We start from the raw sequence: 13,015 nt of genomic DNA on the forward strand, positions 1-13,015 counted from the left end.
GCGTTATCGGAGAGTGTCCCCTCCGCTACTCCGGTCGCTGCGCGTTCAGGGCGTCGACGGATTCGGCGACGATCGCTCGCATGGCGGTTTCGGCGGCGTCGGCGTCGCCCGTCTGTATGGCCGACGCCACGACGCCGTGCAACCGGATCGCGTCCGGGTCGGCGACGGTCGGCATCAGGTCGTAGCGAGTGCGGCCCTCGAGTGATGCCACGACCAACGCGGACATGCTGATCAGCATCACGTTGGCGGACGCGTCGAGCAGGGTGCGGTGGAAGTTGCAGTCGTGCGCGAGGTATGCGGCGGCGTCGGCGGCCTTCGCCGTGGACGACATACCGATCACGGACGCGGTCAGCTCCCCGCACTGCTCGGGAGTCGCGCGTCCGGCCGCGAGGCGTGCGGCGAGAGGCTCGATACCGAGGCGAACTTCGCTCAGAGCGTCGAGCTGGTCGAAACGTTCGGGGCCGGTGAGCCGCCAGCGGATGACGTCGGGGTCGATGGCGTTCCACTCGGTGGTGGGCTGAACGGTGATTCCCACGCGGCGACGGACGCCGATCAGTCCGACCGACTCGAGCACTCGCACCACTTCGCGCACGACGGTGCGGGAGACGCCGTACCGCTCGGCGAGGTCGTCGGCGTTGAGGATGGTCCCGGTGGGCATGGACCCGGAGGCGATGTCCGAGCCGAGGGCATCGAGGACCGAGCGATGCAGCTGCCGGGCGGGCCCCGCTTCTGCGCTGGTCATTGCTCGACTATGGCACGTACTCGGCGGGGTTTCGCGTCGACGGCGCGAGGTAGGTGTTACTCGAAGTCCGTCTCGCGTGCTTGTTTCAAATACTACGATTAACTTCTAGTTGGCCCATTCGTCATGTAATTTTGGAACCGTGGTGCAGGACACCTCGACACACAGGAGAGCCATGACGAAACCCGTACAACTCCCCGAGCCGGTCTCCTCGACCTGGGAGTGGCAAATGGACGGACTCTGCCGCGGAATGGACTCCGCCGTCTTCTTCCATCCGGAAGGCGAGCGCGGCAACAAGCGGTCCGACCGCGAGAGGCGTGCCAAGAAAGTCTGCGCGCAGTGCCCGGTGCTGCAGCGATGCCGTGACTACGCCGTCGCCGCGGGCGAGCCCTACGGCGTGTGGGGCGGACTGTCGGCACCCGAGCGCCTGGGTTGGGACACCCGCGCGACAGGATAGGAGCCATGAGCTCACCAGTGGTCCTCGTCGTCATGGGCGTCTCGGGGTCCGGCAAGACCACCATCGCCGGCGCCATCGCGGGACGTCTCGGCTGGGAACTGCAGGAGGGCGACGACCTCCATCCCGACGCGAACGTCGAGAAGATGGCGCACGGGACTCCGCTCACGGACGACGATCGGTGGCCGTGGCTCGACCGCGTCGCGGCGTGGATCGACGACCATCTGGCCGCCGGAAAGTCGGGTGTCATCACCTGTTCCGCGCTCAAGCGCAGCTACCGCGACGTACTGCGGCGCGACGCCGTCCACTTCGTGTACCTCGAAGCGAGTCGAGACGAACTCGAGAAACGGCTCATGCGACGGCAGGGCCACTACATGCCCGCATCACTCCTGGACTCGCAGTTGGCGGCGCTCGAACCGCCCGCCGACGACGAGCAGGTCTACGTCGTTCCCGTCGGACGCCCGGCGCCGGAGATCGCGAGCGACATCGCGGATCGGATCGCCGGCGGCTGAACGGGCAGGCCGGAGGCCGGTCGCAGCCGACTGAACGGGCAGGCCGGAGGCCGGTCGCAGCCGACTGAACGGGCAGGCCGGAGGCCGGTCGCAGCCGACTGTCGGTGCCGTGGGGCACCATCTGCGCTCATGACCCGAGTTCTTCGCAGCGTGCTCGTCACCGCCGTCTGCATCACCACCGTCATCGGTGTCGCCTCGTTCGTGCTGAGTTTCGCTGCGCTGTGGGATCTCGCGACGATGGCCGGCGTTCCGCGATCCCTGTCCTGGCTGTGGCCCGTGATCGTCGACGGCACGATTCTGCAGGCCACCATCGCCGTCATCGCCCTCGCGTCGTACCCCGACCAGGCGAGTGGCCGACGGTTCTTCTGGGGCGTTCTCTTCGTCGCCGCCTCGGTCAGCGTGGCAGCGAATGCGTTGCACGCGTTCATCTCCGGGGCGGGCAGCCTGCCGCCCGCACTCTCCGCGGCCATGGCCACGGTTGCGCCGATCAGCTTGCTCGCCGCGACGCACGGTCTCGCGGTGCTGGTGCGAGTCCCCGGTCGCGCTCCGGCCGTGGCGGATTCCCGCGAGATCGTCGCCGATCCCCCGGTAACCGAATCACTCCCTGCTGCACCGCAGTTGACGCCACCTCACGTCCAGACGGAGCCCGAGGAACCGGCCGACGTCCTGGATGTGCACGCCGAAACATTGCGTCTGCATTCTCTTGGACTGTCGGCGTCGGACATCGCGCAGCGGCTCGACGTGCCCACGGCGATCGTGGAGCGAGTTACCGCGTCCGAGTTCAGGTTCGGGGACGAGAAGTTCCCGGTCCACGCGCCGTGAGGGCGGTAGATTCGGGCCATGTCCGACTCCCAGTCCCAGTCCACTCCGTTCCACCGCTCGCTCGACGAGAACGTCGACGCGATCGCCGACAAGTACCTCGATCGTCAGGTGTCGATGCAGCACGTGGTCACCGATTCCATCGAGGCCTACACGGCAGCATGGAAGGAACATCGGGGCGGCGAGGCCCTCGATCTTCTCGAGCCCGCCAATCGGGCCGAACTGAGCTCGTTCGTCTACACGTGCATCACGTCGGTGGGCGAGCCCGAGAATCCGCAGTTCCCCGTCCGCCGCTCCTGAACCGGCCCACGGGATTACCGTGGTTGTCATGTGCAGAAACATCACCGAACTGCGAGGACTCGAACCGGCGGCGACGGACGAGGAGATCGAAGCGGCGGCCCGGCAGTACGTGCGCAAGGTCAGCGGATTGCGCACCCTGTCCGACGCCAACCGCGACGCGTTCGAGAAGGCGGTGGCCGAGGTGACCGCCACGACCGAGCGCCTGCTGGCTGTGCTTCCTCCGCGCAAGCAACCCCCGGCGACGGTACCTCCGCTGCGCCGGCCCGAGGTCCGCGCGCGGTTGGGTATCTAGCCGCCGGTCGGATCGAACTGAATGTGCTCGACGGGTGTGCCCACCAGTCGCAGCGCGTACGTCGTGCTGCGCACCATCGACGGTGAGCCGCAGATCTGAATTTGGCGGTCGGCCCACGAGCCGTACCGAGTGACCACCTGACCCACCTTGCCGACCTGCAGGTGATAGAGCCCGCGCGGTATGTCGCGGCGGGCGTCCGGCCGCCACCACGGCTCCTCGGTGTCCTCGACCACCGGCACGACGGTCAGCCACGGGTTGGTCTGCGCCAGATGCCACAGCGTCTCGATGTCGTAGAGGTCGCTCGGATACTGGCCGCTCACGAACAGGTGGACGCGTGGATTCCGACTGCGCATCGCCATCGCCATCAACTGGGCGCGCAGCGGCGCGAGGCCCGTTCCGCCGGCGATCATCAGCACGTCCTCGCAGCCCGGCGACGTGTCCACGTTCAGCCCGCCCAGCGGCGGACCGACCAGCCAGCGGTCTCCGACCACGGTGTCCGCCACCAGCGCCGGGCTCACCCAGCCACCGGATACGCGTCGGACATGGAACTCGATGCCGCCGTGGTCGTTCGTCGGAATCGCCGGGGAGAGATAGCGCCACATCCGGGGGCGCTGCGGAACCTGCACGCTGACGTACTGCCCCGGCTCGTACGGAACCACGCCGTCGGTTTGCACGCGGATGATCGCGAGGTCGTCGAGCACGCGTCGATGCTCGACGACGGTTGCGCCCCAGAACGCCGGCATCCGATCGCTGTCGGCACCTGCGGCCATCGAATTGGAGACGACACCGAAGGTGGTACGCCACGCCGCCTCGACGGTCTCGGTCCACACTTCGGTGCCGACGAACGACCTGAACGCCGAGACCAGGGCGTTCTCCGCCGCAAGAAAGTGTCGGCCGTCGATGCCGTGCTTGCGATGGTCGCGGCCCAGCTGGTGGAGGAACGGCAGGAATCGGTTGGGGTCCTCGAGGTTGTCGATCACGTACTCGAGTGCGCGGACCAAGCGGTGCCGCTGCTGCTCCATCGCGGCCGGGAAGAAGGAGCGGAACTCGGGGTGCTCGGCGAAGAGGTGCGCGTAGAAGGATCTCGCGATGGTCTCCGGCCCGTCGTCCTCGGCCAGAACGGACTTCAGACCGGCGCGTACCAGGGAGATCGCTTGCGCATCGAGCACAGTGCAACCTCCAGACCTGCGTGAAGTTCGATCGGCCCCCGAATTGCCCGCTACCGGGGCACGAACCGACTCCTGTCACAGTAGTGGCTTCTCACATCAGTGACCACTGCACGGACGCATCGTTATGTTTGCCGATTCGGGGGCGGTTCGGTTGGGGCACCGCGGTTCGCGTCGGGCACTCTCGATCGGCGATGCGCGAGGCGATTCGGGGTGTCCGGGCGTGGGGCACTCACGATTGCGGGTGCGCGGGTCGGGCCGCTTCGTGCACCTCCGATCGCAGGTGCGCGGGCTTGCGGCACCGCGGTTCGCGTCGGGCACTTCCGATCGGCGATGCGCGGGGCGATTCGGGGTGCCCGGGCCCGACCATGCACGCGCAACCACACCGCCCACGCTCAACTAAGTTGAGTGGAACAGACTCAAGTGTTGTAGTGTTGCACCCATCGACAACCGTTACACGAAACAAGTGAGGTGACCGGTGGACTCGTTCTCTCCCACCACCAAGACGCAGGCGGCGTTGAGTGCTGCCCTGCAGGCTGCTTCGGCGGCCGGGAATCCGGACATCCGTCCGGCTCATCTTCTCGTGGCGTTGCTCGATCAGACCGACGGCATCGCCACCCCACTCCTCAAAGCTGTCGGCGTCGACCCGGCCACGGTCCGGCGCGAGGCGCAGACCCTGGTCGATCGCATGCCCACCACGTCGGGGGGCGCGTCCAAGCCGCAGCTCGGGCGCGAGGCGCTCGCCGTCATCAACGCTGCGCAGCAGCTGGCGACGGAGCTCGACGACGAGTACGTCTCCACCGAGCACGTCCTCGTCGGCCTGTCCGAAGGCTCGACGGATGTGGCCAAGCTGCTGGCCGGGCACGGTGCGACGTCCGTCGCGCTGCGCGAGGCGTTCGCGACGGTCCGCGGGAGCGCACGCGTCACCAGCCCCGATCCGGAGTCGACGTACCAGGCCCTCGAGAAGTACTCGACGGACCTCACCGAGGCCGCCCGGTCCGGCAAGCTCGACCCTGTCATCGGTCGCGACACCGAGATCCGTCGCGTCGTGCAGGTTCTCTCGCGTCGCACCAAGAACAATCCGGTGCTGATCGGTGAGCCCGGTGTCGGCAAGACCGCCATCGTCGAAGGGCTGGCTCAGCGCATCGTGACCGGCGACGTGCCGGAAAGCTTGCGCGGCAAGACCGTCATCTCGCTCGACCTCGGTTCCATGGTCGCCGGCGCGAAGTACCGCGGTGAGTTCGAGGAGCGGCTCAAGGCCGTGCTCGACGACATCAAGAACTCCGCCGGGCAGGTCATCACCTTCATCGACGAGCTGCACACCATCGTCGGCGCCGGGGCGACCGGCGAGTCCGCGATGGACGCGGGCAACATGATCAAGCCGATGCTGGCCCGCGGCGAGCTTCGGCTGGTCGGTGCGACCACGCTCGACGAGTACCGCAAGTACATCGAGAAGGACGCCGCACTCGAACGGCGGTTCCAGCAGGTTCTGGTCGGCGAGCCGTCGGTCGAGGACACCGTCGGCATTCTGCGCGGGCTCAAGGAGCGGTACGAGGTGCACCACGGTGTGCGCATCACCGACTCGGCCCTGGTCTCCGCCGCCGCACTGTCCGATCGCTACATCACGTCGAGGTTCCTGCCGGACAAGGCAATCGACCTGGTCGACGAGGCCGCGTCGCGTCTGCGCATGGAGATCGACTCGCGTCCCGTCGAGATCGACGAGGTGGAGCGGGCCGTTCGACGCCTCGAGATCGAGGAGATGGCGCTGGCCAAGGAGAAGGACGACGCGTCGAAGTCCCGTCTCGAGAAGCTTCGCAGCGAACTGGCGGATCTGTCGGAGAAGCTGTCGGAGTTGACTGCTCGCTGGCAGAACGAGAAGAACGCGATCGACTCGGTTCGTGATCTGAAGGAGCAGCTCGAGCAGTTGCGCGGCGAGTCCGAGCGCGCCGAGCGCGACGGTGACCTGGGCAAGGCAGCCGAGCTTCGCTACGGCCGAATTCCTAACCTGGAGAAAGAACTCGCCGCGAAGACCGTCATTCCTCAGGGCGACATGATGCTCAAGGAAGAGGTCGGACCCGACGACGTCGCGGACGTGGTGTCGGCGTGGACCGGCATTCCGGCCGGACGCATGCTCGAAGGTGAGACCGCCAAGCTTCTGCGCATGGAGGACGAACTCGGCAAACGCGTTGTCGGACAGGATGATGCGGTGCAGGCCGTCTCGGATGCGGTGCGTCGCGCACGTGCCGGTGTCGCCGATCCCAACCGGCCGACGGGCTCGTTCCTGTTCCTCGGACCGACGGGTGTCGGTAAGACGGAGCTCGCGAAGTCGTTGGCGCACTTTCTCTTCGACGACGAACGCGCCATGGTTCGCATCGACATGAGCGAGTACAGCGAGAAGCACGCCGTCGCGCGGTTGGTGGGTGCACCCCCCGGCTACGTCGGCTACGAAGCCGGCGGGCAACTCACCGAAGCCGTTCGGCGACGGCCGTACACGGTCGTGTTGTTCGACGAGGTCGAGAAGGCGCACCCGGACGTCTTCGACATCCTTCTCGCCGTGCTCGACGAAGGTCGCCTGACCGACGGTCAGGGTCGCACGGTCGACTTCCGCAACACGATCCTGATCCTCACGTCCAACCTCGGTGCCGGTGGCACCAAGGATCAGGTGATGGACGCGGTGCGGCACGCGTTCAAGCCGGAGTTCGTGAACCGTCTCGACGACGTCGTGGTGTTCGACTCGCTCTCGGAGGTTCAGCTCGAATCGATCGTCGACATTCAGCTCGATCAGCTGCAGAACCGGTTGGCGACACGGCGTCTGACGCTCGACGTGTCCGACGACGCGCGGGCCTGGCTCGCCGTCCGCGGCTACGACCCGCTCTACGGAGCGCGTCCACTGCGCCGGCTGATCCAGCAGGCCATCGGCGATCAGCTCGCAAAGCTGTTGCTGGCCGGCACGATCGTCGACGGAGACACGGTGCGGGTGTCGGCGTCCGAGGACGGCGAAGGATTGACGCTGGGCTGACACATTTCGGTGCGGAATCGTGCGCTGAGCGCACGGTTCCGCACCGAAGTTGCAGACCGTCAGGCCATTTCCAGCGGCAGGTAGTGACCCATCGCCGAGCGTTTCATCTGCAGGCCGCGTCGTCCGCCATCGTCGCCACGGCGGAGCACCCGTACACGCAGGGCCTCCTAGGCTGCATCCCGACACTCGCCAACCGATCGGCGGACCGGCTGCCCGTTCTGGCCGACTTCATGAGCTGATGCGCTCGCCTTCCTTGTGGAGTGCACCAGTTCCACGGGCTCTTTTACGCTGATTTCTCATCGTGGTTCGTGGTCGTGAGGGCAACTTTCGGCCGATATTCTTTGACGTGTGGAGACGGAGTCCGACCTGGCGTACGCAGGGGAGCGTCGGGCCGAGCGCGGTTCATACGACGTGCTGCTCGACCCGGTCCACGGCGCCGCGATGCCGCACGGGTACACGGTCTACTTCATTCCGGAGCTGCCCGAGGAGCCGCCGGTCGCCGAGGCCCCGCTCCTCGTCGAGCCGGAGCCGATTGTCGAGCCCGAGCCGATTGAGCCCGAGCCGGTTGTCGAACCCGAGCCGGTTGTCGAACCCGAGCCGGTGGTTGTCAGCAAACCCGAGCCAGCCCCTGTCCTCCCCGAGGAGCCCGAGGTCCCCGCCTGGATGTTGACGACCGGGTGGACGCCTCCGCCGCCGCCCGACGTCGTCGTGGCGGCTCCGGAGCCGGTGGTCGTGCCGGAGCCTGTAGTCGTTCCGGAGCCCGTGGTGGTTCCCGAGCCTGAGGTGGTTCCCGAGCCGGCACCCGAGCCGCCCGCGGCCAAGTCGGTCACCGCCGAGCCCATCGCGCCCCCACCACCGCTCGACCGTCCCCGCCGCTCGGCGCACCGCAAGCCCGTGCCGGCCGCGACGGAGTCACTGTTCGCGCCGCCGACCCCGCGCCCGCCGGTGACTCAGCCGGTCAGCACGCTGCCGTCGCCTCTCGAGCAGCAGCCGAAGCACGCGCAACCGCCCGTCCCTGCTGTGCGACGTCGTATCACCACGGTTCGTCTGGCCGCGCTGGGGACGCTCGTCGTCGTGATCGGTGGGTTGTACCTCGCGACGCAGGGCGGCGACGATCAGGAGGCGACGCCGCGTACGTCCGGATCGTCAGACGCGTCGGTCACCTCGACTGCCCCGACTGTGCCTGTGCCACTGTCCAATCCGGACATCACAGGTTCCATCGTCTACAACGACGGGACGACATTGGTGATCATGCAGGCGGGTCGCAACGAGATGACGGTCGAAACCGACGCGTCGACCCGCATCGTCGGCACGAGCGAGACGATCCCGGAACTCGCTGTGGGGCAGGAGATTCTGGTCCAAGGAACACGGACGTTGGCCGGAACCTATCTGGCGCAGACGATCACGATGCAATCGTAGCGTCGAAGGACTTCGGCCGTCCCGGATAGAACCCCTGCACCATCGTGGCGCCCAGCGCCCGGGCAGCGGACAACTCGTCGGCGTTCTCGACCCCTTCGAAGATCGTGTCCGCGCCGATTTCCTTGGCCAACCCGACGATCGACTTCGCCGCTGCCCGGCGGACGGGGTCGTCGTCGATCCCGCTGACGATCGACGCGTCGAGCTTGATGATGTCCGGGCGCACCTCGACGACGTGGCGGAGACCGGCGTATCCAGATCCGACGTCGTCGACCGAGATGCCGACTCCTGCAGTGCGGAGCGCCGACACTGCGTGCCCGAGAGCGGTGTAGTCGACCACCATGTCCTGCTCGGTCAACTCCACGATCAATCGTCGCGGCGGGACGATCGACGCAAGCATGTCGGGGAGTCCGGTGGTCAGAATGGTTGTCGCCGAGGCGTTGAGGCTCAGGAACACGCCATCGGGCAGTGAGTGAGCACCGGCGATGGCGTGCTGAATGGCCGCAAGTTCCAATTCCGCGGACTGTCCGGTCTCGGTCGCAGCAGTGAACCAGGCCTGAGGAGAGCCGAATCCGGCGGGGAATCGAGAGAGTGCTTCGTAGCCGATGACGGCGCCGTCCGACGTCGAGCAGATCGGCTGATACACGATGCGTGGTCCGCCCGATTCGATGATCGACCGAATCATGCTGTGCGGCAGCTGTTCCGTCTCGGATCGATCGCGGAGTCGAGACGCCTGCACGTCCAGTCGCGCGCCCGCGAGCAGTCGCTGGAACGCCTCTCGTGCGCCGTCGCCCACCGTTCCGAGCGCGGAGACCGAACGCACCGTCACCCGCGCACTGCGCAGCGATGTTTCGCTCACCTCGACCGCAATTCGCGCCAGTGACTCCTTGACGGCTGCGCTTCGACCCCAAGCGACACAGACGATTTCGGTGATGCCGATACGTGCCAGCTTCATGTTCGGGGGCGCGACCCGCGAGAGTCCCGTCGCCAGTTCGGCGACGGCGTCACCCATCGACGAGCGATCCACCGGGCTCGTGGTGCTGTTCGGGTCGAACACCTGCACGAGCTCGATACCGAGTGTGGTGTCCGCTCCGCCGACCTCGGCCAGTTCTCGATCCAGACCACGAAAGGTGAGCAGCCCGGTGAGCATGTCCGTGTGCGAGGTTCGAAGGTCCCGCTTGAGCGTCGAGATGTACAGCCGCATCGCCAGCGGCGCCACGGAAGCCGAGAGAATGGTCAGCGAGCGCGAGATCACGATCGCGTATCCATTGCCCTCCACGACGGAGAGTGCGGCGAAAACGAAGGTGACGGCGACCGCGAAGCCCGTATGGACGAAAAGAAATCGTGACGTCGTGTAGACCGCGGCGAACAGTGACACCACGAACAGCAGCGCCACGCCCGGCATGGCGACCCACCTCTCGGTGAATCCCCACAGAATGACGGTGATCCCGATGTCGGCGAAGACGACGAACGCCACCTTCCAATGTGGCGGGTCGACGGGGCGAAGCCATACGGCGGCGATCGCACAGCACGCCACCGCGAAGACGACGGCAATCCACGACCAGCCCGGGCGGAGAGCTCCGGACGGGATGAGGAGCAGGCCCGAGGCGCCGGTGGCCAGTGTCACGGTGGCGATGAGCCGACGAACCAGCGGGGCTTCGAGTGTGTCGATCGACAGCAGAGCTTCCGGCCTGGACCGCATCACATCCACTGACGCTCGTTTCGGGTCGCCCGACGTCGGAGTGTCGAGAATTCGTACAGGGCACGAAAGCACGTGCCGGAAACCCCCGATTGCCGACAAAGGGACCTTACCCTCGCGTACGGCTATCTGGGGTCGGAACCCACCGTCGACGCGTCGGCGCGCTTGTTCGACGACTGTTTCCACACCCCGAGCGCCACGGTGATCACCGCGAGAGCGAGCGTGAGGAAGATCGAGGATCGCTGTTCCGGCATCACCACCATCATCACGAGCACGAAGATGATGAATGCGATCGCGATGTACGTCAGCCATGGATAGAGCCACATGCGGACCGCGGGAGACCTGCCTTCGCGGTCGAGCTTGCGGCGGAGAACGAGCTGGCTGCCGGCGATGGTCAGGTACACGAACAGCGCCACCGCTCCCGTCGTCGCCAGAAGATAGGTGAACAGCTTCTCGGGGAGAATGTAGTTACCGATCACGGCGAGGAACCCGAGCACCATCGACGCGATGACGGCGACCCACGGGACGCCGCGGCTGCTCACCTTTCGCACCGAGGCCGGTGCGTCGCCGCGCCCGCCGAGGGAGAACAGCATGCGCGACGCGGTGTACAGCGCGGAATTGAGGCACGACGCCACGGCGGTCAGAACCACCACGTCCATGATGCGGTCCGCGTGCGGAATACCCATGCGCGACAACACGTATTGGTACGAGCCGGTGGACACGTCGAGCTGATCCCACGGAACGAGAGCCACGACGATGAAGATCGAACCCAGGTAGAAGAGGAAGATGCGGTAGATCACCGAGTTCGTGGCCCGGGTGATCCCCTTCTCCGGGTCGGGCGATTCCGCGGCGGCGATCGTCACGATTTCGGCCCCCATGAACGAGAACATGGTGGTGAGCATCGCTGCGATCACGGCCCCGAACCCCGCCGGCATGAAGCCGCCGGACGCCCAGAGTTGGCTGACACCACTGACTTCCGAGTTCGGGAGCAGGCCGAAGATCGCCGCCACGCCGAGCGCGATGAACGCGATGATCGCGACCACCTTGATGAGCGCGAACCAGAATTCGAACTCGCCGTAGTTCCCGACGCTGAACAGGTTGGTGCCGGTCAGGAGGATGACGATCACCAACGCGTACAACCATTGTGGGCCGCCGAGCCAGGTGGAGAGAATGACCGCGCCGGCCGTGGCCTCCACCGGAATCACCAACACCCAGAACCACCAGTACAGCCACCCCACGGAGAAGCCGGCCCAATGGCCCAGCGCGCGTGTGGCATACGTGGAGAACGATCCGGTATCGGGGTTGGCGGTGGCCATCTCGCCCAGCATGCGCATCACCAGGACGACCAACGTTCCGGCGAACAGGTACGACAGGAGCACGGCCGGTCCGGCGGTGTTGATGGCCGTTGCCGATCCGACGAAGAGTCCGGCGCCGATCACGCCGGCGATGGAGATCATGGTGACGTGGCGCGGCTTGAGGCTGGTGCCCAGCTCGCCCGCAGGCGCGTCCTTTTCGATAGTCATGACGGCCTTCCCGACTCGAAAAAGTAGATCCTCGTAGTCGATCACAAACGCAAACCCGGCGCGATGTGCCTGGTCGAAGTCGTCCGGTTTGGGCGGATTCGAATATCCCCGCTGTTCGAGAGCCGAATGCGCTTCTGCGAGCCCTACAGGGCTATCGAGGAAACGATCGACTCTCGAAGAGTGCGCGCTGACCTATCCTCGGACGCATGACGAACCCGAACGATCCGGACCGGGACGGCCGTGACAACCCGACGGAGCACTTCGACCGGCCGGGCAACACCAACGACCCGAACCAGGCATACGGCCAGTCGGGATACGCCGCTCCCGGCTACCAGGCGTACCCGGATCAGGAGTACCGCCCCACCGAGGGGTACCCGACCTACGAGGGCGGCCAGTACCCGAACCAGCAGAATCCGAACCAGCCGTACCCGACTCAGCAGTTCCCAACGGCGGGATACGGCCAGCCCCAATACGGCGGTCAGCCCCAGTACGGCGGTCAGCCCCAGTACGGCGGTCAACCCCCGTACGGCAATCAGTACCCGACGGAGGCGCCCTTCCTGGAGAACGGGAACGGCGGCGGCGGTGGGAACGGATCGCGCAACCTACTGATCGCGCTGGGCGTGATCGTGCTCCTGGCCGTCGTGGCCGGCGGTGCGTTACTGCTGATGCACTCCACCGCGGCTGAGGATGCGGCTGCCGCCCCCTCGACCACGCGGTCCGCACCCACCACGACGAGAAGCCCGTCGGCGCTGCCGAGCCTGCCCTTCGAACTTCCGAGCAACGTCCCAACCGCGCCGAGCGACATCCCCGGCGCGACGGGAGCGGCGCTGGGACAGATCGCGTCGATCGACGGCACCACCATCACGCTGAACGACCTGACCGGAGTGCAGGTCGAGATCCGCACGGATGCGCAGACTCAGGTCATCGGACTCGGTGCGTCCTCCGTCGGTGACCTGAAGCCCGGCGACAGCCTGGTCGTTCAGGGAACGGCCAACGAGGACGGGTCGATCACCGCGGCGACCATCATCAGCACCAGCGTGCGGTAGCCGACCCGCCCCACCCCCCCTGTGCGCGAA

Annotated in this window: 13 protein-coding genes; 9 read left to right on the top strand and 4 right to left on the bottom strand. The window is 66.6% G+C overall.

Annotated elements, in window-relative coordinates; all coding sequences use genetic code 11:
- Positions 1-25: 25 nt before the first annotated feature.
- Positions 26-742, bottom strand: coding sequence for a FadR/GntR family transcriptional regulator (locus tag AC59JP_RS13920; protein WP_497326353.1), 717 nt, complete (start codon positions 740-742; stop codon positions 26-28).
- 172 nt (positions 743-914) lie between these two features.
- Here AC59JP_RS13920 and AC59JP_RS13925 point away from each other — a divergent pair, with 172 nt between their 5' ends.
- From AC59JP_RS13925 to AC59JP_RS13945, 5 genes are all read left to right on the top strand, one after another.
- Complete coding sequence (locus AC59JP_RS13925; protein ID WP_497326354.1) at positions 915-1,196, top strand: WhiB family transcriptional regulator; 282 nt, start codon at positions 915-917, stop codon at positions 1,194-1,196.
- 5 nt (positions 1,197-1,201) lie between these two features.
- Positions 1,202-1,705, top strand: a complete 504-nt coding sequence (locus AC59JP_RS13930) for a gluconokinase (protein WP_497326355.1) — start codon at positions 1,202-1,204, stop codon at positions 1,703-1,705.
- A 129-nt stretch (positions 1,706-1,834) separates the two neighbouring features.
- A complete protein-coding gene (locus tag AC59JP_RS13935) occupies positions 1,835-2,527 on the top strand; it encodes a DUF2637 domain-containing protein (protein WP_497326356.1) in 693 nt (230 codons plus the stop codon).
- Between the two features lie 18 nt (positions 2,528-2,545).
- Entirely contained in the window at positions 2,546-2,824 is a 279-nt protein-coding gene (locus AC59JP_RS13940) for a hypothetical protein (RefSeq protein WP_497326357.1), read from the top strand.
- Positions 2,825-2,852: 28 nt separating this feature from the next.
- Positions 2,853-3,116, top strand: coding sequence for a DUF2277 domain-containing protein (locus AC59JP_RS13945; RefSeq protein ID WP_497326358.1), 264 nt, complete (start codon positions 2,853-2,855; stop codon positions 3,114-3,116).
- Here AC59JP_RS13945 and AC59JP_RS13950 read toward each other — a convergent pair.
- Positions 3,113-4,285, bottom strand: a complete 1,173-nt coding sequence (locus AC59JP_RS13950) for a globin domain-containing protein (protein WP_497326359.1) — start codon at positions 4,283-4,285, stop codon at positions 3,113-3,115. The genes AC59JP_RS13945 and AC59JP_RS13950 overlap by 4 nt on opposite strands.
- 475 nt (positions 4,286-4,760) lie before the next feature.
- Here AC59JP_RS13950 and clpB point away from each other — a divergent pair, with 475 nt between their 5' ends.
- The 3 genes from clpB (at position 4,761) to AC59JP_RS13965 (ending at position 8,720) form a co-directional block, all read left to right on the top strand.
- Complete coding sequence (clpB, locus tag AC59JP_RS13955) at positions 4,761-7,301, top strand: ATP-dependent chaperone ClpB (RefSeq protein ID WP_497326360.1); 2,541 nt, start codon at positions 4,761-4,763, stop codon at positions 7,299-7,301.
- Positions 7,302-7,384: 83 nt separating this feature from the next.
- Positions 7,385-7,540, top strand: coding sequence for a hypothetical protein (locus AC59JP_RS13960; RefSeq protein ID WP_497326361.1), 156 nt, complete (start codon positions 7,385-7,387; stop codon positions 7,538-7,540).
- A 109-nt stretch (positions 7,541-7,649) separates the two neighbouring features.
- On the top strand, positions 7,650-8,720 hold the full coding sequence (locus AC59JP_RS13965) for a DUF5666 domain-containing protein (RefSeq protein ID WP_497326362.1): 1,071 nt from the start codon (positions 7,650-7,652) through the stop codon (positions 8,718-8,720).
- Here AC59JP_RS13965 and AC59JP_RS13970 read toward each other — a convergent pair.
- Positions 8,704-10,419 (bottom strand): EAL domain-containing protein, encoded by a 1,716-nt coding sequence (locus AC59JP_RS13970; RefSeq protein ID WP_497326505.1) that lies wholly within the window; start codon positions 10,417-10,419, stop codon positions 8,704-8,706. The genes AC59JP_RS13965 and AC59JP_RS13970 overlap by 17 nt on opposite strands.
- Before the next feature lie 122 nt (positions 10,420-10,541).
- Positions 10,542-11,939 carry an amino acid permease gene (locus AC59JP_RS13975; RefSeq protein WP_497326363.1) on the bottom strand — a complete coding sequence of 466 codons (1,398 nt, stop codon included), beginning with the start codon at positions 11,937-11,939 and terminating at the stop codon, positions 10,542-10,544.
- 206 nt (positions 11,940-12,145) lie between these two features.
- On the opposite strand from AC59JP_RS13975, the gene AC59JP_RS13980 reads away from it, so the two are divergent.
- A complete protein-coding gene (locus tag AC59JP_RS13980) occupies positions 12,146-12,985 on the top strand; it encodes a DUF5666 domain-containing protein (protein ID WP_497326364.1) in 840 nt (279 codons plus the stop codon).
- Positions 12,986-13,015: the final 30 nt, after the last annotated feature.

The sequence above is a fragment of the Rhodococcus sp. 320_ES genome (genome assembly GCF_059691855.1).

Bases quoted from the DNA above. Each gene is read 5' to 3' on its own strand.
- AC59JP_RS13930 (WP_497326355.1), top strand. From the start codon at position 1,202: ATGAGCTCACCAGTGGTCCTCGTCGTCATGGGCGTCTCGGGGTCCGGC.
- AC59JP_RS13940 (WP_497326357.1), top strand. From the start codon at position 2,546: ATGTCCGACTCCCAGTCCCAGTCCACTCCGTTCCACCGCTCGCTCGAC.
- AC59JP_RS13945 (WP_497326358.1), top strand. From the start codon at position 2,853: ATGTGCAGAAACATCACCGAACTGCGAGGACTCGAACCGGCGGCGACG.
- AC59JP_RS13925 (WP_497326354.1), top strand. From the start codon at position 915: ATGACGAAACCCGTACAACTCCCCGAGCCGGTCTCCTCGACCTGGGAG.
- AC59JP_RS13935 (WP_497326356.1), top strand. From the start codon at position 1,835: ATGACCCGAGTTCTTCGCAGCGTGCTCGTCACCGCCGTCTGCATCACC.
- AC59JP_RS13980 (WP_497326364.1), top strand. From the start codon at position 12,146: ATGACGAACCCGAACGATCCGGACCGGGACGGCCGTGACAACCCGACG.
- AC59JP_RS13975 (WP_497326363.1), bottom strand. From the start codon at position 11,939: ATGACTATCGAAAAGGACGCGCCTGCGGGCGAGCTGGGCACCAGCCTC.
- AC59JP_RS13970 (WP_497326505.1), bottom strand. From the start codon at position 10,419: ATGCGGTCCAGGCCGGAAGCTCTGCTGTCGATCGACACACTCGAAGCC.
- AC59JP_RS13920 (WP_497326353.1), bottom strand. From the start codon at position 742: ATGACCAGCGCAGAAGCGGGGCCCGCCCGGCAGCTGCATCGCTCGGTC.